Origin of the sequence: Streptomyces sp. NPDC006997, assembly GCF_040635175.1 — a bacterium.
Classification (GTDB): domain Bacteria; phylum Actinomycetota; class Actinomycetes; order Streptomycetales; family Streptomycetaceae; genus Streptomyces.
Genome location: NZ_JBEYHH010000003.1, coordinates 71,385 through 94,434 on the forward strand (window position 1 = coordinate 71,385; position 23,050 = coordinate 94,434).

A 23,050-nucleotide genomic window follows, 5' to 3' on the forward strand; every position below is an offset into this window, starting at 1 on the left:
AGCGGGAGGAAGAGGAACAGGCCCCCCATCGGGCCACCGGCGGCGCCCGGTGAACCTCCCCGACCAGTCAGACGCCGGGAACTCTCGTTTCGTTCCGGGAGTAGGAGAGGAAGGGACAATGTCACCAGAGGGCTGGTGGGCGTGTGGAGCGGACGGAACGGCGGACGGACGGTATGACGGCTGGGTCGAGTGAGGCTGCCGAGGCGCGCACCGCGGCTCGGGACGCGGGCGGGCCCGGCTCCGCCGCCCGTGCCATGAACACCTTCAGCGCCGCCGACGAGGAGAAGCGGCGCGGTGTGCGGCGGATGAAGCTCACCGCCACCGGGCTGCTGCTGTTCGTGGCGCTGGTCTACGTCCTCGCCGAGTGGGCCTCCCACGCGGGCGCCGGTCCCTGGGCCGGTTATGTCGCCGCCGCGGCCGAGGCGGGCATGGTCGGCGCGCTCGCCGACTGGTTCGCGGTGACCGCCCTGTTCCGGCACCCCCTGGGCATCCCCATCCCGCACACCGCGATCATCCCCCACAAGAAGGACCAGCTCGGCGTCTCCCTCGGGGAGTTCGTCGGGGAGAACTTCCTCTCCCGGGACGTCGTACGGCAGCGGCTGCGCGCCGTCGGCATCGGCAGCAGACTCGGCGCCTGGCTCGCCGAGCCCGAGCACGCGGACCGGGTGACGGCGGAGCTGGCGACCGCGCTGCGCGGCGCGCTGACCGTGCTGCGGGACACCGACGTGCAGGCGGTGGTCGGCGAGGCCATCACCCGCCGCGCCGACGCCCGCGAGATCGCGCCCGGCCTCGGCAAGATGCTGGACAAGGTCGTCGCGGACGGCGGCCACAAGCGCGTCGTCGACCTGGTCGTCAGCCGTGCGCACGACTGGCTGGTGGTGCACAGCGAGGACGTCATGGTCGCCGTGGAGGGCGGCGCTCCCGGCTGGACGCCGCGGTTCGTGGACAAGCGGATCGGTGAGCGCGTCTACAAGGAGCTGCTGCGCTTCGTGACCGAGATGCGCGACATGCCCTCGCACCCGGCGCGCGGGGCCCTCGACCGGTTCCTCACCGACTTCGCCTCCGACCTCCAGTCCGACACCGACACCCGCGCGCGGGTGGAGCGGCTGAAGAGCGACGTGCTCGCGCGGGGCGAGGTGCAGGACCTGATCGCGTCGGCGTGGACCGCCGTCCGCGCGATGATCGTGTCGGCCGCCGAGGACGAGCGCAGCGAGCTACGGCTGCGGGTGCGCGCCTCGCTGCTGTCGCTGGGCGCCCGGATGGCCGCCGAGCCGTCGATGCAGGGCAAGGTGGACCGCTGGGTCGAGGGCGCGGCCGTCCACGTGGTGACGACGTACCGCGGGGAGATCACCTCCCTGATCACCGACACCGTGGCCGGCTGGGACGCCGAGCACACCACGAAGAAGATCGAGGCACACATCGGCCGCGACCTGCAGTTCATCCGCATCAACGGCACGGTGGTCGGGTCGCTGGCCGGGCTGCTGATCTACACGGTGGCGCGGGCGCTGGGGGCGTAGAGCGGTTCCGCCGGGGAGGGGGGACGGGTCCGCGGGGACGGCGGGCTTTCCCGTCGAAGCCTCACAGAACCTGAGTCGAGGCTTGTCAAGTTTCCCTCCTTGGAGTTATAAATCCAGTGAAGGGCATCGCACCGGCACACCACGCCTGTCCAGAGAGGAGAAGGGAGTGACCGTGATGCTCATGCGCACCGACCCCTTCCGTGAGTTCGACCGCCTCGCCCAGCAGGTCCTCGGCTCCGCCGCCCGGCCCGCCGCGATGGCGATGGACGCCTACCGTTCCGGGGACGACTTCATCGTCCACTTCGACCTGCCCGGCATCGACCCCGAGTCGATCGAGCTGGACGTCGAACGCAACGTCCTCAACGTCCGCGCCGAGCGCCGCAACCCCGCCCCCGAGGGCGCGGAGATGATCGCCGCCGAGCGCCCCACGGGCACCTTCACCCGGCAGCTCTTCCTCGGCGACACGCTCGACACGGAACGCATCGACGCCTCGTACGACGTGGGTGTGCTGACCCTGCGCATCCCCGTCGCGGAGGCCGCCAAGCCCCGCCGCATCCAGATCACCGGCAGCGGCGGCGGGCCCAGGCAGTTGAGCGGCTGAGCAGCCGAGCGGCTGAGGCGGGCCATCAGACGCGCCCCGCGCCCCGCGCCCCGTGGACCGGTGCCGCCCGTCCGCGGGGCGCACCCACCCGTTTCCCCTTGTCCCCGTCTTCCGGTCAGGAGGAGGAGCCACGATGTCCACGATGACGATGCCGACCCCGCGTACGCCCGCGTCCGTTGGCGCCCCTCCTGGCTGGGCCGCGCTGATCGACGCCGTACGGGACGCCGGCCAGTACCCGACCAGAGCGGAGGCCGAGCGCGTCACACGGATCGTCCTGTCCGCCCTCGGCGGCCACGTCACCGGCGAGGAACGCGTCGACCTGGCGCACGCCCTGCCCCGGGAGGCGGCCCGACTGGTCGCCGAGCAGGTCCCGGCGACCCGGCCCCTCACCGCCGTGGAGTTCGTCGACTCCGTCGCCGCCCGCGTTGAGGGTGCCACCGCCGCCACGGCCCGCTGGGACGTCAGCTCGGTCCTGAGCGCCCTCCCGGCGCTGGTCGGCGACGACCTCGTACGCCGTGTCCTGGCCCAGCTGCCCCCGGGCTACGCCCTGCTGTTCGGCATGGCGGAGCTGACCTCGGCGGCGGGATAGGGCACGTCACCCGCGAGCGCGGGCCTCCCCGCGGGCCCGCAGCTCGGTCCGGTACCCGGCCGCCACGGCGCTCCCGACCCCCGCGAGCCCCAGCACCGCGACGGCCGGGTTCACGTACGAGGGCACCTCGTCGCCGTCGTAACTCCCCCCGTCCGTGGTCTCGCACTCGAACCCCAGCGGGAGGAAGCTCACCGAGTAGTCGACGACGTGGAACGACCGGTCGGACGGGCCGATCGGGCCGTCACCCTCCCGGCACGGCCGGATCGGCGCGGAGTCCGCGCCCCCGTCCTCCGCGTCCAGCACGGCCCCGCCCACGTACAACAACCCCCACAGGTACACGAGGACGGCCCCCACCCCCGCGCACACGGCAACCCTCTTCAAGGCCCGGTTGCCTGTCGGCCCCACCCCGGCCTCCTCACCGCCCGACGAGCCCCCGCCGACCGCGACGACGGGCCCCGGACGCCGACCCACCAACACCGCGACCACGACGATCCCGACGACGAAGACCCCCAGCACCACCAGAATCACGACGCTCACACCGCCCCGTGGCAGTCCCCGTAGGCCCGCCCCGACGCGCACCAGCACGGTGCCTGGCGCTGCGGCGGCCACTCCACCGCCCGGCCCCGGGCCGCCAGCGTCGTCGCGTACTGCGGGAGCAGCGCCGCGTCGGCCGGGGAGGTGCCCTCGGAGGCGGCGAAGGCCTCGTAGGAGGGGACCGTGCCGGTGACGGTGCCGAGGTTGGCGGTGCCGGAGGCGGCCAGTTCGCGCAGGGACGCCTCTATCGTCGCCAGGTGCTCCTCGTGGGAGGGGTACTCGGCCGTCAGGGACGGGTACGCCGCCAGCAGTTCCGCCAGTTCGGCGGCGGGCCAGTGCAGCATCGCCACCGGGAACGGGCGGGACAGCGCCTCGCGGTAGGCGCCCAGTTCGGCGCGGAGGCGGGAGATCTCCGCCGCCAGTTCCGCCGGGTTGTCCGAGCCCAGGGACCAGACGCGTTTCGGGTCGTGGAGTTCGTCCAGGGAGACCGGCATCGAGTGCAGGGTGTCGGCGAGGGCGTCCCAGTCGTCGTGCGGCAGGCCCAGCATACGGCGGACCCGGTGGCGGCCGATCAGCAGCGGCCGGGTGGCGTGCGGGGGCTCCGGGACGTCCGCCAGGAGCAGGGTCGCGCCCTCGGTGAAGGTGGCCTCCGCCGCCTCCAGCTCGTCGTGGGACTCCAGGGCCTCCGCCGCGATCACGTACGGGGCCGGGTCCCTGGGGGCGGTGGCGCGGATGCCGTCGATGATGGCCCTGGCCTCGGCCTCGTGGCCGTACTCCCACAGGTTCGACGCCTTCAGCGCGCGGACCAGGTGGGGGTTCTCCAGGCCGTCGGACGAGGACAGCAGGCGGTCGTAGAGGGTGGCCGCGGCGGGGCGCGCGCCGGCGAGTTCCAGATGGGCCGCGGCCCGCAGCAGCAGGGCTTCGGCGTCCTCGGGATACAGCGCGGCGGTTCGCTCCAGGCGGGCCGCTTCGGCGTGGTGGTCGACGTTCTCGGCGGGCGTGTCGGGGCGCATGGGGGACACCGTACTGCCGATCAGTGACGAGGGTCAGGTATGCGCAGGCCAGGGGGTTGTCGCGGGGCCCTGGTCGTGGCGGAGCGGCGGCTCGGACCTCCCCTTGGACCGCCTCCCCCGTCCCCGCCAGCCCCCGGTTCCCCCTCCGCCCGCCGTCGGCCGTCGGCCGAACTGGACGGTCCAGTACGTGAACGGGGTCTTGCGGAGTGGACCGTCTGCTTTGAGGATCGACCAGTCCTCCGATGGCTGCGGGGTCATGGGTCGCGCCCCCGGCCGCCGTGACGTCGGCGGGACGGCCGCGATCCAGGGAGGCTGTGACCATGAAGCTGCTGCGAGTCGGTACGGCGGGACGGGAGCGGCCCGCGCTGCTCGACGCCGACGGGGTGCTGCGGGACCTGTCCGGACTCGTGCCGGACGTCGACGGGGCGCTGCTCGCCGACGAGGGCGCGCTCGGGCGGGTGCGGGACGCGGCCGAGGGCGGGGAGCTGCCCGTGCTGGACCCGGTCGGGCTGCGGATCGGGGCGCCGGTCGCGCGGATCGGCAAGGTCGTGTGCATCGGGCTGAACTACCACGACCACGCCCGGGAGACCGGCGCGCGGCCGCCCGCCGAGCCCGTCGTCTTCTTCAAGGCCGCCGACACCGTCGTGGGACCGAACGACACCGTGCTCGTGCCGCGCGGGTCGACGCGGACGGACTGGGAGGTCGAGCTGGCCGTGGTCGTCGGGCGGACCGCGCGGTACCTGGAGTCGGCCGAGGACGGGCTCGCGCACGTCGCGGGGTACGCGGTCGCGCACGACGTGTCCGAGCGGGAGTTCCAGATGGACCGGGGCGGGACCTGGGACAAGGGCAAGAACTGCGAGACGTTCAACCCGCTCGGGCCGTGGCTGGTGACCGCCGACGAGGTGCCGGACCCGCAGGCACTGGCACTGCGGCTGTGGGTGAACGGGGAGCTGAAGCAGGACGGGACGACCGCCGAGCAGATCTTCCCGGTGGGGGAGGTCGTGCGGTACGTCAGTCAGTTCATGGTGCTGTACCCGGGTGACGTGATCAACACGGGTACGCCCGCCGGGGTCGCCTTCGGGCGGCCCGAGCCCAAGCCGTACCTCCGGGCCGGGGACGTCGTCGAGCTGGAGATCGACGGGCTCGGGAGGCAGCGGCAGGAACTCGGGCAGGCGTGAACCCCGGGAGAAGCAGCTCAGCCCAGGATCTCCGCCAGGCGCCGCCAGCCCTCCCTCGGCAGGTCGTCCCGCGCACCGTCGTCCAGGAGCTGGAGCGCCACGTGGTCCGCGCCCGCCTCGTGGAAGGCGTCGACGCGGTCGCGGACGCGGGACTCGTCGCCCCAGGCGAACACGGCGTCGACCAGGCGGTCACTGCCGCCGTCCGCCAGGTCGGCGTCCGTGAAGCCCAGGCGGCGGAAGTTGTTGGTGTAGTTCGGGAGGGCCAGGTACATCGCGAGGGTCTCGCGGGCCACCGCGCGGGCCCGGTCCGGGTCCGGCTCCAGGACCACCTTCAGTTCGGGGGCCAGGAGCGGCGCCTCGCCGAGGATGTCGCGGGCCTGGGCCGTGTGCTCCGGCGTCACCAGGTACGGGATCGCGCCCGCCGCCCGGTCCGCGGACAGCGTCAGCGTCTTCGGGCCCAGCGCCGCCAGCACCCGGCGCCCGGCGGGCACCCCGGCCGCGTCGAGGGCGTCCAGGTACTCGACGAGGGCGGAGTACGGGCGCCGGTACTGGTCGGCCAGCTTGGCGTGGCTCACCCCGAGGCCCAGCACGAACCGGCCGGGGTGGGCCGTCTCCAACTCGGCGTACCCGGCCGCGCTGTCGGCCGCCTCGTACTGCCAGATGCTCTGGATGCTGGTGCCGACGACGACCCGGGACGTCGCCGCGAGCAGCGGGGCGGCGTGGCGCGGGGCCGGACTGCTGCCGAGCCACAGGGCGCCGTAGCCGAGCTGCTCCAGCTCGGCCGCCGCGTCGGCCCGTTCGGCACGCCGGTCCGGGTCCTCCGAGCGCAGGCCGGGGCTCCAGACGCCGTACCGGCCGAGGCGTTCCTTCAGTGTGGCGGTCATACGATCCGGTCCCTCCGGTTGGCGTGACGGCTGTTCAGTCGTGCCAACCGGAGGGACACGGGAGGTCATTCCCGTCCGGCGCGGGTCAGATCCCGTCCGCCAGGAACTCCTCCAGCGCCTCCACCACGAAGCGGTGGTCCTGGAGTTGCGGCAGTCCGGACACCGTCACCGTGCCGATCACCCCGACGTCCGCGACGGTGACCGGGAAGGAGCCGCCGTGCGCCGCGTACCGGTCCGGGTCCAGGCGCGAGGACTCCTCGAACGTCGTGCCCTTGGCCCGGAACCGCGCCCCCACCAGGTACGACGCCGAGCCGTACCGCTCGACGACCCGGCGCTTGCGGTCGATCCAGGCGTCGTTGTCGGGGGTCGAGCCGGGCAGCGCGGCGTGGAAGAGCTGCTGGCCCGCGCGCCGGATGTCGACGGCGACCGGCGCCTGCCGCTCCCGGGCCAGCCGCACCAGCAGCAGGCCCAGCGCCCAGGCGTCGTCATGGGTGAACCGGCGGAACACCAGACGCCGTTCCTGCGCCTCCAGCTCCTCGATCGACGGCGTCAGCTCGGGGGTCACCCTGGGGGTTCCGGCCGGGGTCGCCGGGTGCTTGTGGGTCGTCACAGTGTCACCGTCACCTTCTCGCGGGCCGAACGGCGGGCGGCTTCCAGTACGTCGAGGGCGGCGGCGGCCTCCAGCGCCGTCACCGGGGCCGCGGTGCCCTCCCGGAGCGACCGCGCCACCGCCGCGTAGTAGGCGGGGTAGTCGCCGCGCGCGGTCGGCACGGGACGGCCGCCGCCGGTCAGCGGGGACTCGCCGGAACCGGTACGGCCCCACAGCGCCTCCGGCTCCACACCGAAGTCGGCGTCCGTGCCGGGGCGCCTGCCGTCGCGCAGGGCGGCCTCCTGCGGGTCGAGGCCGTACTTCACGTAGCCCGCCCGGGAGCCCAGCACCCGGAACCGGGGGCCGAGCTGCGCCGTCGTCGCGGAGACGTACAGGTGGGAGCGGACGCCGCTGGCGTGCGTCAGCGCGATGAACGTGTCGTCGTCCGTCTCGGCGCCGGGGCGGCGCACGTCCGTCTCGGCGTACACCTCGGCGGCGGGGCCGAAGAGGACCAGCGCCTGGTCGACGACGTGGCTGCCGAGGTCGTAGAGCAGACCTCCGATCTCTGCCGGGTCGCCGGACTCCCGCCAGCCGCCCTTGGGCTGCGGGCGCCACCGCTCGAAACGGGACTCGAAGCGCCATACGTCGCCCAGCTCGCCGTCGGCCAGGAGCCCCTGGAGGGTCAGGAAGTCGTTGTCCCAGCGGCGGTTCTGGAAGACGGAGAGCAGCAGACCGCGCTCGTCGGCCAGCGCCGCCAGTGCGCGCGCCTCGGCCGCCGTGCCCGCGACCGGCTTGTCCACGACCACCGGCAGCCCGGCCTTGAGGGCGGCGGTGGCGAGGGGGACGTGCGTCCTGTTCGGCGAGGCGACGACGACCAGGTCCAGCTCGTCGGCGCGGTCGAACAGTTCGTCGGCGGTGGCGGCGGGACGGACGTCCGGGAACTCGGCGCGGGCCTGCCGCTGCCGGTCGGGGTTGGCGGTGACCACCGTGTCCAGGGCCAGTCCGTCGGTGGCGGCGATCAGCGGGGCGTGGAAGACGGAGCCCGCGAGGCCGTAGCCGATCAGGCCGACGCGCAGGGGGGTGCCGGGAGGGGTGCCAGTCATGCCACCCACTTTCGCAACGCTGTTGCCAAAGTGCAAGCTGCGGGGACAATGGGTGCGTGAAGAGGGCGAACGCCGGGGCGACGGCGACCGGGACCGGCGGCGCGGGCGCCAACCTGCCCGCGCTGCGCAGCCACAACGCCGCGCTCGTGCTCGACCTGCTGCGCGCCGCCGGGTCCGAGGGCATCAGCCGCCTCGAACTCGCCGAGCGGACCGGGCTCACCCCGCAGGCCGTCAGCAAGATCACCGCCCGGCTGCGGGCCGACGGACTCGCCGCGGAGGCCGGGCGCCGCGCCTCGACCGGCGGCAAGCCGCGCACCGTGCTGCGGCTGGTGCCCGACGCCGGGTACGCGGTCGGGGCGCACCTCGACCGGGACGAGCTGCGGGCCGTGCTGGTCGACCTCACCGGGACCGTGGTGGCGGAGCGGCGCGTGCCGCTCGACCTCGGGGCGGGGGCGGAGGCCGTGGTGGCGGCGGTGGTACGGGAGGTCGGCGCCCTGCGCGCGCCGGGGGCGGGGCCGGTGGGTGCCGGGCTGCTGGGGGTCGGGGTCGCCCTTCCCGGGCCCCTTGACCACGCCCGGGGTGTCCTGCACCGCGTCACCGGCTTCCCCGAGTGGGACGGCTTCCCGCTGCGCGACACCCTCGTACGGCACCTCGACGGCCTGCCCGTCGTCGTCGACAAGGACACCAACGCCGCCGCCCTGGGCCTCGCCGTGGCCGGCCCCGGGGGCGGTGCCGAGTCCTTCGCGTACCTGCACTTCGGGGCCGGGCTCGGCGGCGGGCTGGTGATCGGGGGCGCCGTGCACCGGGGGACGCGGACCGGGGCGGGGGAGTTCGGGCACCAGGTCGTCCAGCTGGACGGGCCGCCCTGCGGCTGCGGCGACCGGGGGTGCGTGGAGGCGCTCTGTCTGGCGGCCGTGGCGCGCGGCGACATCGAGGAGGCGGCCCGGGTGCTCGGCACCGGCACCGGCAACCTCGTCGCCCTGCTCGACATCGACCTGATCCTGCTCGGCGGACGGGTCGTCGCCGCCGCGCCCGACCGCTTCGTCGGCGGGGTCGCCGCCGCCCTGACCGCCCGCGCCCGGCGCACCGGCGGGACGGCGGTGCCGGTACGGCTCGTCCCCGGCGGGGGGCGCGAGGTCGCGGAGGGGGCCGCGCAGTTGCTGCTGGCGCCGCTGTTCGGACGGGGGGACGGAGGCTGAGCGTCGTCCACTGATCGGGCGGTCCTCTTGGGGCAGTCGGACGGATTCCGGTGGCCCGCGCCCCGGGGGTTGGCGGTGATGGGTACATGCGCCGAAGCAAGCCCCCCGCCGTCGTCCTCCTCGCGCCCTGGGCCGTCCTCGCCCCCCTCGCCATAGCCGCCCCCGCGCACGCCGCCGCCACCTGCGCCCCCGCCCCCGGCAGCCGGGACTTCCCGGTCACCGCCCGCGTGCACGGGGGCCCCGTCGCCTACCAGGCCGGGGGCGGCTACGGCACCTGGTCGATCGACCTGACCAACACCACCGCCCGCCCCTGCACCGGCGTGCACCCCGTCGTCGTACTCGTCGACGAGCGGCGGCGGTTGCGGGCGTCCCAGCCCCAGCTGGACTTCTACGCCGGGAACCGGCCGCACCCCGTGCGCTTCGAGGCGACCGACCAGGACGAGCTGGTCGGCGCCTTCGACGACGGCTTCCCGGGGTTCACGGTGGCGCCCGGCCGTACCGTCACCGTGCGGGTGCGGTTGGCGATCACCTCCGACGCGGTGGCGAACGAGGTCACCGCCAACGCGGCGGTCGTCCACCGGCACGGCGACGACGGCGACTGGGTCGGCCAGTCGAACGACTACCGCTTCGCCATCCGACCCGACCCGGCGGCCCCCACCCCCGACGACCAGGACCAGGACCAGGACCGGGACCAGGACCGGGACCCGCGCCCCGACCCCGACCGTGACCGCGACCGCGACCCCGATCGCGACCCTGGGACTGGAACGGCCACCCCCGCCACCCCCGCCACCCCCGCCACCCCCACCACCCCCACCACCCCCACCACCCCCCGTGAGAACCGCCTCCCCACCGCCGAGGAACTCGCCAGCACCGGCCGCCGCGCCCTCCTCACCCCCGCCGCCCTCTCCGCCGCCCTCACTCTCACGGGCGCCGCCCTCCTGCTGCTCACCCGCCGACGCCGCTGAACGCCGCCGCCAGGGCGGGTGCCCGACGGCCACCAGGTGAGCGACGGGTTCCGTCTCACCGCGTCCTGACTACGCTGGGGGCGTCGGTACGCCGTGGTTCCGGCACCCCGCTCATCCGTACGCAGGCCAGGAGTGATCGAGAGACATGGCAGACCGCAGACCCATCGAGTCATGGCTCACCGACATGGACGGTGTGCTGATCCACGAGGGCGTTCCGATCCCCGGCGCCGACGCCTTCCTCAAGAAGCTGCGGGATTCGGAGCGGCCCTTCCTGGTCCTCACCAACAACTCCATGTACACCCCGCGGGACCTGCACGCCCGGCTGCGCCGCATGGGCCTGGACGTGCCGATCGAGAACATCTGGACGTCCGCGCTGGCCACGGCCAAGTTCCTGGACGACCAGCGGCCCGGCGGCTCGGCCTACGTCATCGGCGAGGCGGGTCTGACGACGGCCCTGCACGACATCGGCTACATCCTCACCGACCACGAGCCGGACTACGTCGTCCTCGGCGAGACCCGCACCTACTCGTTCGAGGCGATGACCAAGGCGGTACGCCTGATCAACGGCGGCGCCCGCTTCATCTGCACCAACCCCGACGAGACCGGCCCCTCCACCGAGGGCCCGCTCCCGGCGACCGGCGCGGTGGCCGCGCTGATCACCAAGGCCACCGGCCGCAAGCCGTACTTCGCGGGCAAGCCCAACCCGCTGATGATGCGCACCGGACTGAACGCCATCGGCGCCCACTCCGAGACCAGCGCCATGATCGGCGACCGGATGGACACCGACGTGCTGGCCGGCATCGAGGCCGGGATGCAGACGTTCCTGGTGCTCACCGGGCTCACCCGGCCGGAGCAGGTGGAGGACTTCCCGTACCGCCCCTCGAAGATCGTCGACTCGATCGCGGACCTGGTGGAACGCATCTAGCCGCAGCCAGCGGGGGAATCTAAACCGCTCATCGGTCCAAACTCACCCGTACGGAGCATTTTCGCCCCCGCTGAGGATGCGGGGGCGTTCCGTGCGGGGGAGTCTCCAGGTGTCTGGAGGTTCACGATGAGTTCACTGCGACTCACACTCTGTACCGGCGCCCTGCTGGCCGTCGCGCTCACGCCCGCGGCGTACGCGGCGGACGGCGGCGTCGCGGTCACCCCCGCGGCACCGGCGCCCGGTGGTGACATCGCGCTGCGGGTGACCGACTGCCCCGGCCGGACGGCCGTCGCGGCCTCGGCGGCGTTCGTCGCCGACGCGCGGCTGACCGGCGCGGACGGGACCCTGACCGGCGAGACCCGGATCCGCACCACGCTCGACACCGGCGTCTACGGCGTCCGGGTCACCTGCGGCGGCACCGCCCGCCAGGCCCGGCTCACCGTGGGCGGGGGCGGCGCGGCGGCACCGACCGGACACGCCTCGCCGGTCGCTCCCGTCCGCGCGGGCGGCGGCGGCACCGCCGACCTCGCCACCGCCGAACGCTCCGCCGGTCCCGGCACCGCCGACGCGGTCACCGGGCTGGTCCTCGCGGGCGTCGCCGCCGTGGCCGTAGCGCTGCGGAGCGTCTGCCGGAGCCGCGGAACGGACTGAACGATGTCCCGTCACCACCCCCGAGGCGGACGCGTCGTCACCGGCGTGGTCTGGGTCCTGCTGCTGCTCGGCCTGTGGCTCTGGGGCCGCGACGTCACCGACGTACGGCACGGCATCTCCGCGCCGACCACCGGCGACATGGCGGCGGCCGGACGCCCCCCGACCGCACCGCTGCCGCCCGCCGCCGAACCCCTGGAGGCGGCGCTGCCCCAGCGCCTGGACATCCCCTACCTGAACGTGCGCGCCCCCGTCGTGGCCCGCGGCCTCGACGCGCGGGGCGGGATCGACCCGCCGCCCTACGACCAGCCCGGCGCCGTCGGCTGGTACGCGGCGGGCGTGCGGCCGGGCGCCGCCGGGACCGCGCTGATGGTGGGGCACGTCGACACCGAGACCCGTCCGGCCGTCTTCTACAAGCTGAGCGCCCTGGAACCCGGAGAGCGGGTCCGGGTCGTCCGCGACGACGGCAAGGTGGCCGAGTTCACCGTCGAGGACGTCCAGGTCCTCACCCGCGACCGCTTCGACGCCCGACAGGCGTACGGGCCACGGGAGTCCGGCCGCGCCGAACTCCGGCTCGTCACCTGCGGCGGCACCTTCGACCGGGCGAGCCGCACCTACACGGCGAACGTGGTCGTGTCGGCGTACCTGACGGGCACGGGGCTGTGACGGGCGGGCGCGGTGGCCGCGCGGGGAGGAGACCTGGCCCGGTCAACGGCCCGGCTCCCGCGAGGGCCGCCGACCGGGCTGGCACGGCCGCCTCCAGGGTCTGGCCACCCTCTCCGGCGGCTCCTCGCCGGGCACGGAGGAGGTAGGGGAGCGGTACCGGGCCTCGTACGGCCTGTTCGCGAAAAGGCCCCCCGCTGCTGCGAGGGGCCTTGCTGTCGGTGCGCCGCCAGGGACTCGAACCCCGGACCCGCTGATTAAGAGTCAGCTGCTCTAACCAACTGAGCTAGCGGCGCCTGCTGACGGCGTTAACTCTACATGACCTCCGGGGGTGCGCCGGACCGCGGGGGTGGGGCCCTCGAACGCGGCCCGCGATTGGTATGGACATGTTCAAGGGTCAGCCATAATCTGGGACTTGGTCTAGACCTGCACAGCTCACTGATCTTCCCCCACGTCCCAGGAGCGGCAGTATGCACAGAAAGACCAAGTTGTCCGCCGCGATGGTGGGTCTCGCCACCACCGGCGCCCTGGTGCTCTCCTCCGGTGGAGCCAGCGGTCACGGCTACACCGATCTCCCCGTCAGCAGGCAGAAGCTCTGCCAGAACGGCACGGTCGCCAACTGCGGCGCCATCCAGTGGGAGCCGCAGAGCGTCGAGGGCCCCAAGGGGTTCCCGGCCTCCGGACCGGCCGACGGCCGGATCTGCTCCGCGGGCAACTCCCGGTTCGCCGCGCTCGACAGCCCGCGCACGCCCTCGGGCGGCGCCTGGCCGACGACGCGGGTGAACGGCGGGCAGAGCTACACCTTCCGCTGGCAGTTCACGGCGATGCACGCCACGACCGACTTCAAGTACTACGTCACCAGGCCGGGCTGGAACCAGAACCACAACCTGGCCCGCTCCGACCTCAACCTCACCCCGTTCCTGACCGTCCCCTACGGCGGTCAGCGCCCGCCGTCGACGCTCTCGCACAGCGGCACCCTGCCGTCCGGGCTGAGCGGACACCACGTGATCCTCGCGGTGTGGACGGTCCATGACACCGGCAACGCGTTCTACGCCTGTTCGGACGTCACCTTCTGACGGGCGGCCCGCACGGGGCGCACGACGAGGGGCCCCCGCCTGAAGCGAGGGCCCCTCATATCCGTGCGCCGCCAGGGACTCGAACCCCGGACCCGCTGATTAAGAGTCAGCTGCTCTAACCAACTGAGCTAGCGGCGCATGACTCCCGCCGTCCGCTTGACCTGCGTCTCACGGGGGCGACGGAGAAAATAGTACCCGGTCCGCGAGGGTGCTCCCGACCACGCGCACGAGGGCTCAGATCGCCAGCGACAGCAGCACCGGCGCCGCGTTCCGGTTCAGGGCGTCGGCGGCGCGGCGCAGCCGGTGGGCGTGCTCCACCGGCAGGGACAGCGCCAGACAGCCCGCCGTGGCCCCCGCGGTGATCGGTACGGCCGCGCAGACCGTGCCGATCGCGTACTCCTGGAGGTCCAGGACGGGCACCGTCGGCGGCTGCGACTCCAGCCGGGACAGCAGCAGCCTGTCACTGGTGATCGTGCGCGAGGTCAGCCGGGCCATCCTGTGCCGGCGCAGATGGTCCCGGCGGCCGTTGTGGTCGAGCTGGCCCAGCAGGCTCTTGCCGATCGCGGTGGCGTGCGCGCAGGAGCGGAAGTCGACCCACTCGTTCACCTTCGGGGTGGCCGGGCCGTCCGCGTACTGGTCGATGCTGATCTCGCCGTCGACGTAACGGCTGATGTAGACGGCCGCGCCCACCGAGTCACGCAGCCGGTCCAGCGCGCCCTGGAGCTGCTCGCGCAGGGCCCGGTCACGGCCCTGGGCGGAGCTGAGGCGGGTCAGTGCCGCGCCGGTGGCGTACGCGCCCTCGGCGATCTGCTCGACGTACCCCTCACGGCGCAGCATCCGCAGGAGCGTGGTCAGGCGCTCCGTGCCGAGGCCGGTGTGACGGGCGATCTCGGTGTCGGTGACTCCGGTGGAGTGCCGTGCCACCGTCTCCAGGACGCGCAGGGCGTCCTGGGCCGAGTGGTACGGCGCGGTCGGCTCGTGCTGAAGCGCCACGGTGTTCCCCCTGCGCGCTCGCGGTGCGGGCCTCGGTCCGGTCGGTGGTGTCGGGGCTGGGGTCGGGCCGGCAACGGGGCCGGGTCGGCGGCGGGCCGCTGATCCGGCGGCCGGATCCTTTCCACGATAACCGCCCGGAAGCGCTCGGTGAGCGGATGTTCACAACATTGCGGGGACACGCGGACGGCGCCGGTCCCGCTGGCATATGCCCAGCAAGACCGGCGCCGCCGGTGGCCTCACAGCACCGCGCTGAGGAACGCGCGGGTGCGCTCGTGCTCCGGCTCGCCGAAGATCTTCTCCGGCGGTCCGGACTCGATGATCTTGCCCGAGTCGAACATCATCACCCGGTCGGAGATGTCCCGGGCGAAGTTCATCTCGTGGGTGACGCAGAGCATGGTGATGTCCGTGGTGTGCGCGATGTCCCGCAGCACGTCGAGCACCCCGGCCACCAGCTCCGGGTCGAGGGCCGAGGTCACCTCGTCCAGAAGGAGGATCTCCGGCCGCATGGCCAGCGCCCGCGCGATCGCCACCCGCTGCTGCTGGCCGCCCGACAGCTGGGTGGGGTGCGCGGTCGTCTTCTCCTCCAGGCCCACCAGCCGGAGCAGGTCCCGGGCCCGCTCCTCGGCCTCCGCGCGCTCCATGCCGAGCACGTTGACGGGGGCCTCGGTGATGTTCTGGAGCACGTTCATGTTCGGGAACAGGTTGAACTGCTGGAAGACCATGCCGATCCGCTTGCGGATCTCCCGCTGGTGCTTCTCGTTGGCGGGCTTCAGCGTCCCGTCCGGGCCCGGCATGTGGCTCAGCGGCTGCCCGTCGACGTAGATCGTGCCGCCGCTGACCTTCTCCAGGGTCATCAGCAGCCGCAGGATCGTGGTCTTGCCCGACCCGCTCGGCCCGATCAGGGTGACGTGCTGGCCGCGCTCGACGGTCAGGTCCAGGTGGTCCAGGACCACGTGGGCGCCGTAGCGCTTGACCACCTGGTCGAACGCCACCAGGTGCCCGGGGGCCGCCGCGCCGGTGGGGGCGCTGTCCTCGGGGGTCGTCTTCTGCAGGGGGTCGTCAGTGGCCAAGGCGCTTCTCCAGCTTTCTCATCAGCAGCGAGGTCGGATAGCTCGCCGCCAGGAAGATCAGGCCCGCGAGGGTGAACGCCTCGGCGTACACGAAGTGGGTCGCGCCGTACTCGCGGGCTTCGGAGACCATCTCCTGGACCGTGATCACGGCCAGGAACGGGGTCTCCTTGAACATGGCGATCGCGTAGTTGCCGAGCGCGGGCAGTACGTTGCGGACCGCCTGCGGCAGGATCACGACCTGCCAGGTGCGGCGCCGCGACATCGACAGCGCCCGGCACGCCTCCCACTGCCCCTTCGGCACGGCGTCGATGCCCGCCCGGTACACCTCCGACAGGTAGGCGGCGTAGTGGATGCCGAGCACCGTGATGCCGATGGTCAGCGGCTCGACGGTGTTGAAGACCGCGTACGCGCCCACCAGCTGCACCAGCAGCGGCGTGGACCGCACGAACTCGGTCAGCGCCCGCACCGGCACCGTCACCAGCCTGGACGGCGCCCGCCCCGCCATCGCGACGACGAGGCCCAGCACGGCGGCGACGGCGGTGCCGAGGACGGTGGCGAGCAGGGTGGTCTGGAATCCCTCCCAGAGCAGCGGCCACGCGTCGGCGACCGCGCCCCAGTCCCAGTCGTAGTTCACAGCGAGCCTCCCGCCGTCATCGAGGGCCGCTCGGCCGCCTCCGCGGTGCGGGAGCGCGGCAGGCCCTTGGCCGGGGTGCCCTGGCCGAGGCGGGACTTGGCGTGCCGCTCCAGCAGGTTCATCAGCAGCGTCAGCGCGTAGGCGAGGACGAAGTAGACCACCAGCAGCGTCACGTAGGCCCAGGTGGTCTCGCCGGTGCGGTCGCGCATCTGCTGCACCACCTTCGTCAGGTCGGCCGCCGAGATCAGCCACAGCAGCGGCGTCGCCTTCAGCAGCTGGATCAGCAGGTTGGTGAACGGCGGGATCATCTGCACCCACGCCTGCGGCAGGATGACCCGCCGCATCCGCTGGAACGGCGTCATGTTCAGCGCGACGGCCGCCTCCCACTGCGCCTTCGGTACGGCGTTCAGGCCGCCGCGCACCACCTCGGAGCCGTACGCCCCGTAGTTCATGCCGAACGCCAGCACCCCGCAGAACAGCGGCGTCAGCTCGTAGCCGAACAGCAGCGGGAACGCGTAGTACAGCCAGAACAGCTGGACGTACAGCGAGGTGCCGCGGAAGAACTCCACGACCACCCGGGAGACGCCCCGCACGAGCACGGGGCGGGAGTTCGCCATGAAGCCGAAGACGAAGGACAGGGCGAGGGCGACGACGGCGCCGAACACCGTCGCCGAGACCGTCACCCAGAGCCCCGACCACACGTCGGGCATGTGGTCGAAGAAGTACGTGTAGAAGTCACCCATGCGAGCGAGGTCCCGTCAGGCCTTGCACAGCTCGGCGGTCTTGAGGTCGGCCGGCGGGATGGTGTCCTTGCCGAAGCCGTACTCGCCGATCAGCTGCACATAGCGGTCCGCGTCCGAGGTGATCTTCTTCAGCTCGCGGTTGAAGGCGTCCCGCAGGTCCTCGCTGCCCTTGCGGAACACGGCGCCGCCGGGGCTGTACTGCTTGACCCCGTCGACCTCCGGCACGAAGGACTCGGTGACCTCCAGGCCGGAGTTGTTCTTGGCGAGCCAGTTCAGGGAGATGCCGGTGAGCAGGAAGGCGTCGATCCGGCCGCCCTTGACGGCGTCGGCGCCGTCCTGCGGCTTCTGGAGCGTCTTGATGTCGCCCTCGGATATCCCGGCGGCGGTGGCGTAGCCCTTCTCGACGGCGCCCGACATCACACCGATGGTCGCCCCGGCCGCCTTCGCCGACGCGAGGTCGGTGATGCCCTTGGGGTTGCCCTTCTTCACCATCATCGCGGTCGGCGAGATGAACTCGGGCTCGGAGAACAGGGCCTTCTCGCAGCGCTCCGGGATGATCGCCATCCCCGCGCTGATCACGTCGTACTTGCCCGCCTGGAGCCCCGGGATCAGCCCGTCCCACTCGGAGAACGTGGGCCGCAGCTCCTCGACGCCGAGCGCCTTGAAGATCTCCGCGTGCAGGGTCGGGGCCTCACCCTTCAGGTCCCCGTTCTCCTCGTACCCGTATGGCGCCTCGTTGGCGTAGGCGACCTTCACATAGCCCTGCTCCTTGAGCTGGTCCAGCCGCGAGCCCTCGCCGTCGCCTCCGGTGTCGGTCTTGCTGCAAGCCGTGATCAGGCCGGGGACGGCGACGGCGCCACCGACGGCCGCGGTTCTGGTGAGGAAACCCCTGCGGGACAGGTTCGGGAACTGGGTCATGGACGTGCAACCTCCAGAGTCTTGCCTGCGTGCGGACGGCCAGTGGGGGCGCCTGCCCGATGGCCGGGGGGTATGCCCCGCGGCCGCCTGATGTGACGCAAAGGTGACCTGGACGAGACCGGTCCGTGTCGCGCGGCGGAGGGTGTGAGACCCCTGTGGCCGGGGAGGGTCACGGCATGGCCGAACGCTTCCTGGAACTCTCCCTCGCCAAGCGCGGCGTCCGCTGCACCGCCCGGCTCCTCGACGACCGCGCGCCGGTCACCTGCGCCGCGGTCTGGGACGCCCTGCCGCTCAGCGGTGACGTCTACCACGCCAAGTACGCCCGCAACGAGATCTACGCCCTCTTCCCGCCGTTCGCCCCCGCGGAGCCCCCGCTGGAGAACCCGACGGTGACGCCCATCCCCGGCGACCTGTGCTACTTCACCTTCGCGGGCGCCGAACTCGGCACCCGCGCCTACGGCTACGACCGCGAGGTCACCCCCGGCGCCACCCTCGTCGACCTCGCCCTCTTCTACGAGCGCAACAACCTCCTGATCAACGGGGACGTCGGCTGGGTGCCGGGGATCGTCTGGGGGCAGGTCGTCGACGGGCTGGACGCGATGGCGGAGGCCTGCAACGACCTGTGGCGCTCGGGCGCGGCCGGGGAGACGCTCAGCTTCCGCCGGGCCTGACCGCCGCCGCGCCCGACCCGTACAGCGCGTGCGCCGCGCGCAGGACCAGGTCGTCGCGGTGCCGGGCGGCCACCAGCTGGAGGCCGACGGGCAGCCCGTCCCCGTCCGTGCCGACCGGGACGCTCGCGGCGGGCTGCTGGGTGAGGTTGAAGGGGTAGGTGAACGGCGTCCAGGAGGTCCAGCGGCGCCGCCCCCACCCCTTCGGCACCTCCACGCCCGCCTCGAACGCCGTGATCGGCAGGGTCGGCGTGACCAGCAGGTCGTACGACTCGTGGAAGCGGCCCATCCGGCGCCCCAGGTCCATCCGGACGTCCACCGCGGCGAGGTAGTCCAGCGCGGAGTACCGGGCGCCCTCCGCGCAGATCTCCCGCAGGCCCGGGTCGAGGAGCGCCCGCCGCCGCGCGTCCAGGTGCTGCGTCACCCGCGCCGCCCCGCTGAACCACAGGGTGTGGAAGGCGTCCACCGGGTCGGCGAGGTCGGGGTCGGTCTCGGTGACGTGCGCGCCCAGCTCCGCCAGCCGCTCCACCGCCGCCCGCACCGCCGCCGCCACCGCCGGGGCGACGGCCACCTGCCCGCCCAGCGACGCCGAGTACGCCACCCGCAGCCCGCGCACCCCGCCCGACAACGCGCTCTCGTACGACCCGGACGGCGGGCCCAGCGCCGACCAGTCCCGGGCGTCCGGCACCCCGATCACGTCGAGGAGCAGCGCCGCGTCGGCCGCGTCCCGGGTCATCGGGCCCACGTGCGCCAGCGTGCCGAACGCGCTCGCCGGGTAGAGCGGCACCCTGCCGTACGTCGGCTTCAGCGCGAAGATCCCGCAGAACGCGGCCGGGATGCGGACGCTCCCGCCGCCGTCCGTCCCGAGCGCCAGCGGCCCCGCGCCCAGCGCCACGGCCGCCGCCGCGCCCCCGCTGGACCCGCCCGCGGTACGGGAGTGGTCGTGCGGGTTGCGGGTGACCCCGCTCAGCGGCGAGTCGGTCACCCCCTTCCAGCCGTACTCGGGTGTCGTGGTCTTGCCGAGGAAGACGGCGCCGTGCTCGCGCAGCCGGGCCACGGACGGCGCGTCCTCCTCCCACGGGCCGTCGGCGGACACGGCGCGCGACCCGCGCAGCGTGGGCTGGCCGCGGGTCAGCAGGATGTCCTTCACCGTGACCGGCACCCCGTCCAGCCGCCCGCACGGCTCGCCGCGCCGCCACCGCGCCTCCGACTCCCGGGCCCGCGCGAGCGCGTCGTCGCCGGTCAGCCGGACGAAGGCGTTCACCTCCGGCTGGATCCGCTCCGCCCGTTCCAGCGCCGCCCGGGCCACGTCGACCGGGCTGAACTCGCCCGCGCGGTAGCCGCGCAGCAGCCGTACGGCGGTCAGTGCGGTGAGGTCGAGGTCGGTCATCCACCCTCCAGGGAGCGTCAGTGGCCGGGGACGTATCCCCGGCGCTTGTCCACGACGTTCGGCAGCGGCCTGCCCCTCTCCCACCGCTCGTACATCTCCACGAACTGGGTGCCGAGTTCGTCCCGCCAGCCGACCGTGTCCCCGCTCATGTGCGGGGAGACGATCAGCTCCGGCACGTCCCACAGCGGGCTGTCGGGCGGCAGCGGCTCCCGCTCGAACACGTCCAGCGCGGCCCCCGCGATCCACCGCTTGGCCAGCGCCTCCGCGAGCGCCTCCGCGTCGACGAGTCCCCCGCGGCCGATGTTGACGAACCGCGCGGACGGCTGCATCACCCCGAACCGCCGGGCGTCGAACATGCCGCGCGTGTCGTCGGTCAGCGGTGCCGCCGCGACCACCCAGTCCGCGCGGGCCAGCAGCCGGTCCAGGTCCTGCGGCCCGTGGACGCCGGTACGCGGGGTACGGCCGACCAGGGCCGTGGTGACGCCGAGCGCCTTGAGCACGGCCACGATCGCCCGCCCGATCGGCCCCGAGCCGACCACCACCGCGCGTGTCCCGGCGACCTTCCGGCTCTCCCGGTGGCGCCAGGTCCGCGCCCGCTGGAGTTCCCAGGTGCGCGGCAGGTCCTTCGCCATGGCGAGGACGAGCGCGGCGACGTACTCGGCGATGGGCTGGTCGAAGACGCCGCGGGCGTTGGTCACCACGGTGTCCGACGCGGCCAGTTCCGGGCACATCAGATGGTCCACGCCCGCGCTCGCCGTGTGCACCCAGCGCGGCCTGGGTCCGTCGCCGGGCCATGCCTCGCGCACGGCGTGCGAGGTGAAGTCCCACACCAGCAGCACGTCGGCCGACGGCAGCCGGTCGGCGAGCGTGGCCTCGTCCGCGTGCTCGACCCGGACCCGGCCGGTGAGCCGTCCGAGGCGGGGAGGCGGTTCGGCGTCCAGGACGAGGAGGGTGGGGAGGGGCATCGGCAGCAGTGTCTCCGCGCTAGTCGGGCAGCGGCTTGCGACGACGTTAACCAGGTGTTGACCGGGTGGTGACGCGAGCGGATTGACCACGCTCGCACCGGCACCTAGCTTCGTCAACACGGCCGTCGCGCACGGTCCGTCGCGGTCCCACTTCGCAGTGTAAAGGCCGGTGCGTGGCTATGGACCTTACATTTCTCGGCGGGCCCGGTCCCCAGCGGGGAGTCGGCGTCGTGGCCCCTTTCGACTTCGCGCTCGACCGCGAGCTGTGGCGCTGGGTGCCGGACGAGGTCTCCCTGCACGTCACCCGCACCCCGTACGTCCCGGTGGAGGTGAGCCTGGACCTGGCCCGGCTGGTCAGCGAGCACGAGACGCTGGGCGAGGCGGTGCGCACCCTGATCACCGTCAGCCCCGAGGTCGTCGCCTACGCCTGCACCTCCGGCAGCTTCGTCGGCGGGCTCGCGGGCGAGCGCGCGATGTGCGAGGCGATGGTGCGGGCGGGCACGGTGCCCGCGGTGACCACCTCCGGCGCCCTCCTGGAGGCGCTGGCCGAGCTGGGCGTACGCCGGATCGCGCTGGTCACGCCGTACACCGTCTCCGTGACCCGGTCCCTGGAGGCGTACGTGGCGCAGGCCGGGGTCACGGTCTCGGGGTGCGCGTTCATGGGCCTGACCCGGCACATCTGGAAGGTCCCGTACCGGGAGGTCGCCGGCATGGCCCGGCGGGCGGTGCGCGGCCCCGGCGCCGCGCAGGCCCTGTTCATCTCGTGCACCAACCTGCCCACGTACGACGTGATCCCGCAGTTGGAGGCGGAGCTGCGGATACCGGTGATCTCGGCCAACCAAGTGACGATGTGGGCGGCGCTGCGCCGACTGGGTACCCGTGCCGTGGGGCCGTACCAGGCGCTGACGGACCCGGCGGCGCGCGGCGGCTCCGCCCTGCCGGAGGTACCGGACGTACCGACGGCGCCGGAGGTACCCGAAGCGCCGGACTGACGACGTAGGGAAGGCTGGACATGACAGCACTGGGATTCCTCTACCCGGGCCACTCCGCCGAGGACGACTATCCGCGCATCGAACAGCTGCTGGGCAGCGACATCCGGGTGGACCTGGTGCACACCGACATCGGCGAGGACGCGCACCGGGTGGACGCCCTGCGCGAGATGGGCTCCCCCGAGCGCCTCGCGGCCGGGGTCGAGGAGCTCCGGCTCACCGGGGCGGAGGCCGTGGTGTGGGCCTGCACCAGCGGCAGCTTCGTGCACGGCTGGGAGGGCGCCCACGAACAGGTCCGCGCGCTGGCCCGGACGGCGGGCATGGCGGCGTCCTCGACGTCCTTCGCCTTCGTGCACGCGGTACGGGAACTGGGTGTGCGGCGGGTCGCGGTCGGCGCGACCTACCCGGAGGACGTGGCCCTGCTGTTCGCCGACTTCCTGCGCACCGGCGGCCTGGAGGTCGTCGCCGTGCACAGCTCCGGCGTCATCACCGCGGCGGAGGTCGGCACCTGGGGCGAGGCGGAGGTGCTGGCGCTGGCCCGCGCGGCGGACCACCCGGAGGCGGAGGCGCTGCTGCTGCCCGACACGGCCCTGCACACGGCGGCGCACGTCCCGGCCGTCGAGAAGGAACTGGGCAAGCCGGTCCTGACGGCCAACCAGGTGACGGTCTGGGAGGCCCTGCGCCTGGCGGACCGCCGGGTGAACGCGCCCCGCCTGGGCGCCCTGTTCACCCGCGAGCCCCTGGTCCAGGTGGTCTGACCCCCGCGAACACGAAACGAACCCCGGTTCCGTACCCGGAACCGGGGTTCGTCCTGTTCGTCCAGAGCGCCGGGCAGGGCTTGCACCTGCATCTCCCCACAGGAAGTGGGGCGTCTTGACTTGGACCACCAACGCACCACCGGCCTGGAGGACTTCCGCCCCGCCGACCGGCGTGTCCTCACCGTACCCCAGCCGGGGCGGAGACGCACATCCGGACCGCGCCGCCCAGCAGGCGCGGCTTGGTCGGCTGCTGGAGTCCTCGGAAGGGGAGGAGGTGACCCTGCGGGTCATCCCCTCCGACCTGGACGAGTCCTCGGACGTGACGGCCGCGATGGTGTAGCCGTCCGGGACTCGAAGGCCCCCGCTCGCGCGGTCCTCGCCTTCCCGGCGCCCGCCTTCGCCGCCCTCCTGCGTTCCCTCCGCCAGGAATAACGACTC

General features: G+C 73.4%; 26 protein-coding genes, 3 tRNA genes and 1 pseudogene. 15 read left to right on the forward strand and 15 right to left on the reverse strand.

Translation table 11 applies throughout. From position 1 onward, the window contains the following. The first annotated feature begins 254 nt into the window (after positions 1 to 254). The 3 genes from ABZ659_RS03500 (at position 255) to ABZ659_RS03510 (ending at position 2,707) form a co-directional block, all read left to right on the forward strand. Positions 255 to 1,517, forward strand: coding sequence for a DUF445 domain-containing protein (locus ABZ659_RS03500; RefSeq protein WP_360213374.1), 1,263 nt, complete (start codon positions 255 to 257; stop codon positions 1,515 to 1,517). 175 nt (positions 1,518 to 1,692) lie between these two features. After that, positions 1,693 to 2,118: an Hsp20/alpha crystallin family protein gene (locus tag ABZ659_RS03505; protein WP_360213376.1), complete on the forward strand. Its 426-nt coding sequence runs from the start codon at positions 1,693 to 1,695 to the stop codon at positions 2,116 to 2,118. Between the two features lie 142 nt (positions 2,119 to 2,260). After that, positions 2,261 to 2,707 (forward strand): DUF2267 domain-containing protein, encoded by a 447-nt coding sequence (locus ABZ659_RS03510; RefSeq protein WP_360213378.1) that lies wholly within the window; start codon positions 2,261 to 2,263, stop codon positions 2,705 to 2,707. 6 nt (positions 2,708 to 2,713) lie between these two features. On the opposite strand, the gene ABZ659_RS03515 is transcribed toward ABZ659_RS03510, so the two are convergent. Both ABZ659_RS03515 and ABZ659_RS03520 read right to left on the reverse strand, forming a co-directional pair. Continuing rightward, a complete protein-coding gene (locus ABZ659_RS03515) occupies positions 2,714 to 3,244 on the reverse strand; it encodes a hypothetical protein (protein WP_360212963.1) in 531 nt (176 codons plus the stop codon). Further along, positions 3,241 to 4,254: an SEC-C domain-containing protein gene (locus ABZ659_RS03520; RefSeq protein ID WP_360212965.1), complete on the reverse strand. Its 1,014-nt coding sequence runs from the start codon at positions 4,252 to 4,254 to the stop codon at positions 3,241 to 3,243. Before ABZ659_RS03520 ends, ABZ659_RS03515 begins: the two co-directional genes overlap by 4 nt. Before the next feature lie 320 nt (positions 4,255 to 4,574). On the opposite strand from ABZ659_RS03520, the gene ABZ659_RS03525 reads away from it, so the two are divergent. Beyond that, positions 4,575 to 5,432 carry a fumarylacetoacetate hydrolase family protein gene (locus tag ABZ659_RS03525; protein WP_360212967.1) on the forward strand — a complete coding sequence of 286 codons (858 nt, stop codon included), beginning with the start codon at positions 4,575 to 4,577 and terminating at the stop codon, positions 5,430 to 5,432. Positions 5,433 to 5,449: 17 nt separating this feature from the next. Here the strand turns inward: ABZ659_RS03525 and ABZ659_RS03530 are convergent, their stop codons facing one another. From ABZ659_RS03530 to ABZ659_RS03540, 3 genes are all read right to left on the reverse strand, one after another. Further along, on the reverse strand, positions 5,450 to 6,316 hold the full coding sequence (locus ABZ659_RS03530; protein ID WP_360212969.1) for an LLM class F420-dependent oxidoreductase: 867 nt from the start codon (positions 6,314 to 6,316) through the stop codon (positions 5,450 to 5,452). 85 nt (positions 6,317 to 6,401) lie between these two features. Then, on the reverse strand, positions 6,402 to 6,926 hold the full coding sequence (locus tag ABZ659_RS03535; RefSeq protein WP_360212971.1) for a heme-degrading domain-containing protein: 525 nt from the start codon (positions 6,924 to 6,926) through the stop codon (positions 6,402 to 6,404). Further along, positions 6,923 to 8,008: a Gfo/Idh/MocA family oxidoreductase gene (locus ABZ659_RS03540; protein ID WP_360212973.1), complete on the reverse strand. Its 1,086-nt coding sequence runs from the start codon at positions 8,006 to 8,008 to the stop codon at positions 6,923 to 6,925. Before ABZ659_RS03540 ends, ABZ659_RS03535 begins: the two co-directional genes overlap by 4 nt. Positions 8,009 to 8,064: 56 nt before the next feature. Between ABZ659_RS03540 and ABZ659_RS03545 the strand changes: the two genes are divergently transcribed. From ABZ659_RS03545 to ABZ659_RS03565, 5 genes are all read left to right on the forward strand, one after another. Further along, a complete protein-coding gene (locus ABZ659_RS03545) occupies positions 8,065 to 9,207 on the forward strand; it encodes an ROK family transcriptional regulator (RefSeq protein WP_360212975.1) in 1,143 nt (380 codons plus the stop codon). Positions 9,208 to 9,293: 86 nt separating this feature from the next. After that, positions 9,294 to 10,172, forward strand: coding sequence for a hypothetical protein (locus tag ABZ659_RS03550; protein WP_360212977.1), 879 nt, complete (start codon positions 9,294 to 9,296; stop codon positions 10,170 to 10,172). A gap of 145 nt (positions 10,173 to 10,317) precedes the next feature. Continuing rightward, complete coding sequence (locus ABZ659_RS03555) at positions 10,318 to 11,097, forward strand: HAD-IIA family hydrolase (protein WP_360212979.1); 780 nt, start codon at positions 10,318 to 10,320, stop codon at positions 11,095 to 11,097. Positions 11,098 to 11,223: 126 nt separating this feature from the next. Next, positions 11,224 to 11,748: a hypothetical protein gene (locus tag ABZ659_RS03560; RefSeq protein ID WP_360212981.1), complete on the forward strand. Its 525-nt coding sequence runs from the start codon at positions 11,224 to 11,226 to the stop codon at positions 11,746 to 11,748. A gap of 3 nt (positions 11,749 to 11,751) precedes the next feature. After that, entirely contained in the window at positions 11,752 to 12,411 is a 660-nt protein-coding gene (locus ABZ659_RS03565; RefSeq protein ID WP_360212983.1) for a class F sortase, read from the forward strand. Positions 12,412 to 12,630: 219 nt separating this feature from the next. Here ABZ659_RS03565 and ABZ659_RS03570 read toward each other — a convergent pair. Further along, positions 12,631 to 12,704, reverse strand: a tRNA-Lys gene (locus ABZ659_RS03570). Between the two features lie 174 nt (positions 12,705 to 12,878). Between ABZ659_RS03570 and ABZ659_RS03575 the strand changes: the two genes are divergently transcribed. After that, a complete protein-coding gene (locus tag ABZ659_RS03575) occupies positions 12,879 to 13,484 on the forward strand; it encodes a lytic polysaccharide monooxygenase (protein WP_360212985.1) in 606 nt (201 codons plus the stop codon). Positions 13,485 to 13,548: 64 nt separating this feature from the next. Here the strand turns inward: ABZ659_RS03575 and ABZ659_RS03580 are convergent. From ABZ659_RS03580 to ehuB, 6 genes are all read right to left on the reverse strand, one after another. Then, positions 13,549 to 13,622: transfer RNA gene (locus tag ABZ659_RS03580), tRNA-Lys, on the reverse strand. Between the two features lie 96 nt (positions 13,623 to 13,718). Beyond that, entirely contained in the window at positions 13,719 to 14,477 is a 759-nt protein-coding gene (locus ABZ659_RS03585) for an IclR family transcriptional regulator C-terminal domain-containing protein (protein ID WP_360212987.1), read from the reverse strand. A gap of 236 nt (positions 14,478 to 14,713) precedes the next feature. Further along, entirely contained in the window at positions 14,714 to 15,529 is an 816-nt protein-coding gene (gene ehuA / locus ABZ659_RS03590) for an ectoine/hydroxyectoine ABC transporter ATP-binding protein EhuA (RefSeq protein ID WP_360213380.1), read from the reverse strand. Positions 15,530 to 15,536: 7 nt separating this feature from the next. Next, positions 15,537 to 16,181, reverse strand: a complete 645-nt coding sequence (ehuD, locus tag ABZ659_RS03595; protein WP_360212989.1) for an ectoine/hydroxyectoine ABC transporter permease subunit EhuD — start codon at positions 16,179 to 16,181, stop codon at positions 15,537 to 15,539. Next, a complete protein-coding gene (gene ehuC / locus ABZ659_RS03600; protein WP_360212991.1) occupies positions 16,178 to 16,924 on the reverse strand; it encodes an ectoine/hydroxyectoine ABC transporter permease subunit EhuC in 747 nt (248 codons plus the stop codon). Before ehuC ends, ehuD begins: the two co-directional genes overlap by 4 nt. A 15-nt stretch (positions 16,925 to 16,939) precedes the next feature. Further along, positions 16,940 to 17,842 carry an ectoine/hydroxyectoine ABC transporter substrate-binding protein EhuB gene (gene ehuB / locus ABZ659_RS03605; protein ID WP_360212993.1) on the reverse strand — a complete coding sequence of 301 codons (903 nt, stop codon included), beginning with the start codon at positions 17,840 to 17,842 and terminating at the stop codon, positions 16,940 to 16,942. Positions 17,843 to 18,018: 176 nt separating this feature from the next. Here ehuB and ABZ659_RS03610 point away from each other — a divergent pair, with 176 nt between their 5' ends. Beyond that, the gene (locus tag ABZ659_RS03610; RefSeq protein ID WP_360212995.1) at positions 18,019 to 18,513 is read left to right on the forward strand and encodes a DUF3830 family protein; all 495 of its coding nucleotides are present in this window, start codon (positions 18,019 to 18,021) and stop codon (positions 18,511 to 18,513) included. Here the strand turns inward: ABZ659_RS03610 and ABZ659_RS03615 are convergent. Both ABZ659_RS03615 and ABZ659_RS03620 read right to left on the reverse strand, forming a co-directional pair. Next, positions 18,494 to 19,900 carry an amidase gene (locus ABZ659_RS03615; RefSeq protein WP_360212997.1) on the reverse strand — a complete coding sequence of 469 codons (1,407 nt, stop codon included), beginning with the start codon at positions 19,898 to 19,900 and terminating at the stop codon, positions 18,494 to 18,496. The genes ABZ659_RS03610 and ABZ659_RS03615 overlap by 20 nt on opposite strands. 17 nt (positions 19,901 to 19,917) lie before the next feature. Then, the gene (locus ABZ659_RS03620) at positions 19,918 to 20,865 is read right to left on the reverse strand and encodes a D-2-hydroxyacid dehydrogenase (protein WP_360212999.1); all 948 of its coding nucleotides are present in this window, start codon (positions 20,863 to 20,865) and stop codon (positions 19,918 to 19,920) included. A gap of 179 nt (positions 20,866 to 21,044) precedes the next feature. On the opposite strand from ABZ659_RS03620, the gene ABZ659_RS03625 reads away from it, so the two are divergent. Beyond that, positions 21,045 to 21,857, forward strand: a complete 813-nt coding sequence (locus ABZ659_RS03625; RefSeq protein ID WP_360213001.1) for a decarboxylase — start codon at positions 21,045 to 21,047, stop codon at positions 21,855 to 21,857. A 20-nt stretch (positions 21,858 to 21,877) separates the two neighbouring features. Then, a complete protein-coding gene (locus ABZ659_RS03630; RefSeq protein WP_360213003.1) occupies positions 21,878 to 22,612 on the forward strand; it encodes a decarboxylase in 735 nt (244 codons plus the stop codon). A 65-nt stretch (positions 22,613 to 22,677) separates the two neighbouring features. Here the strand turns inward: ABZ659_RS03630 and ABZ659_RS03635 are convergent. Continuing rightward, positions 22,678 to 22,747: transfer RNA gene (locus tag ABZ659_RS03635), tRNA-Gly, on the reverse strand. Positions 22,748 to 22,784: 37 nt separating this feature from the next. Here ABZ659_RS03635 and ABZ659_RS03640 point away from each other — a divergent pair. Continuing rightward, positions 22,785 to 22,952 carry a hypothetical protein gene (locus ABZ659_RS03640; RefSeq protein ID WP_360213416.1) on the forward strand — a complete coding sequence of 56 codons (168 nt, stop codon included), beginning with the start codon at positions 22,785 to 22,787 and terminating at the stop codon, positions 22,950 to 22,952. A 29-nt stretch (positions 22,953 to 22,981) separates the two neighbouring features. Then, a pseudogene (locus ABZ659_RS03645) lies at positions 22,982 to 23,044 on the forward strand (hypothetical protein); the annotation flags it as partial. Between the last annotated feature and the right edge of the window lie 6 nt (positions 23,045 to 23,050).

What these genes read in the sequence shown, in the direction of transcription:
- ABZ659_RS03500 (WP_360213374.1), top strand. Translation starts at nt 255, where the DNA reads ATGAACACCTTCAGCGCCGCCGACGAGGAGAAGCGGCGCGGTGTGCGG.
- ABZ659_RS03505 (WP_360213376.1), top strand. Translation starts at nt 1,693, where the DNA reads ATGCTCATGCGCACCGACCCCTTCCGTGAGTTCGACCGCCTCGCCCAG.
- ABZ659_RS03510 (WP_360213378.1), top strand. Translation starts at nt 2,261, where the DNA reads ATGACGATGCCGACCCCGCGTACGCCCGCGTCCGTTGGCGCCCCTCCT.
- ABZ659_RS03520 (WP_360212965.1), bottom strand. Translation starts at nt 4,254, where the DNA reads ATGCGCCCCGACACGCCCGCCGAGAACGTCGACCACCACGCCGAAGCG.
- ABZ659_RS03525 (WP_360212967.1), top strand. Translation starts at nt 4,575, where the DNA reads ATGAAGCTGCTGCGAGTCGGTACGGCGGGACGGGAGCGGCCCGCGCTG.
- ABZ659_RS03530 (WP_360212969.1), bottom strand. Translation starts at nt 6,316, where the DNA reads ATGACCGCCACACTGAAGGAACGCCTCGGCCGGTACGGCGTCTGGAGC.
- ABZ659_RS03540 (WP_360212973.1), bottom strand. Translation starts at nt 8,008, where the DNA reads ATGACTGGCACCCCTCCCGGCACCCCCCTGCGCGTCGGCCTGATCGGC.
- ABZ659_RS03550 (WP_360212977.1), top strand. Translation starts at nt 9,294, where the DNA reads ATGCGCCGAAGCAAGCCCCCCGCCGTCGTCCTCCTCGCGCCCTGGGCC.
- ABZ659_RS03555 (WP_360212979.1), top strand. Translation starts at nt 10,318, where the DNA reads ATGGCAGACCGCAGACCCATCGAGTCATGGCTCACCGACATGGACGGT.
- ABZ659_RS03560 (WP_360212981.1), top strand. Translation starts at nt 11,224, where the DNA reads ATGAGTTCACTGCGACTCACACTCTGTACCGGCGCCCTGCTGGCCGTC.
- ABZ659_RS03565 (WP_360212983.1), top strand. Translation starts at nt 11,752, where the DNA reads ATGTCCCGTCACCACCCCCGAGGCGGACGCGTCGTCACCGGCGTGGTC.
- ABZ659_RS03575 (WP_360212985.1), top strand. Translation starts at nt 12,879, where the DNA reads ATGCACAGAAAGACCAAGTTGTCCGCCGCGATGGTGGGTCTCGCCACC.
- ehuC (WP_360212991.1), bottom strand. Translation starts at nt 16,924, where the DNA reads ATGGGTGACTTCTACACGTACTTCTTCGACCACATGCCCGACGTGTGG.
- ehuB (WP_360212993.1), bottom strand. Translation starts at nt 17,842, where the DNA reads ATGACCCAGTTCCCGAACCTGTCCCGCAGGGGTTTCCTCACCAGAACC.
- ABZ659_RS03610 (WP_360212995.1), top strand. Translation starts at nt 18,019, where the DNA reads ATGGCCGAACGCTTCCTGGAACTCTCCCTCGCCAAGCGCGGCGTCCGC.
- ABZ659_RS03615 (WP_360212997.1), bottom strand. Translation starts at nt 19,900, where the DNA reads ATGACCGACCTCGACCTCACCGCACTGACCGCCGTACGGCTGCTGCGC.
- ABZ659_RS03620 (WP_360212999.1), bottom strand. Translation starts at nt 20,865, where the DNA reads ATGCCCCTCCCCACCCTCCTCGTCCTGGACGCCGAACCGCCTCCCCGC.
- ABZ659_RS03625 (WP_360213001.1), top strand. Translation starts at nt 21,045, where the DNA reads ATGGACCTTACATTTCTCGGCGGGCCCGGTCCCCAGCGGGGAGTCGGC.
- ABZ659_RS03630 (WP_360213003.1), top strand. Translation starts at nt 21,878, where the DNA reads ATGACAGCACTGGGATTCCTCTACCCGGGCCACTCCGCCGAGGACGAC.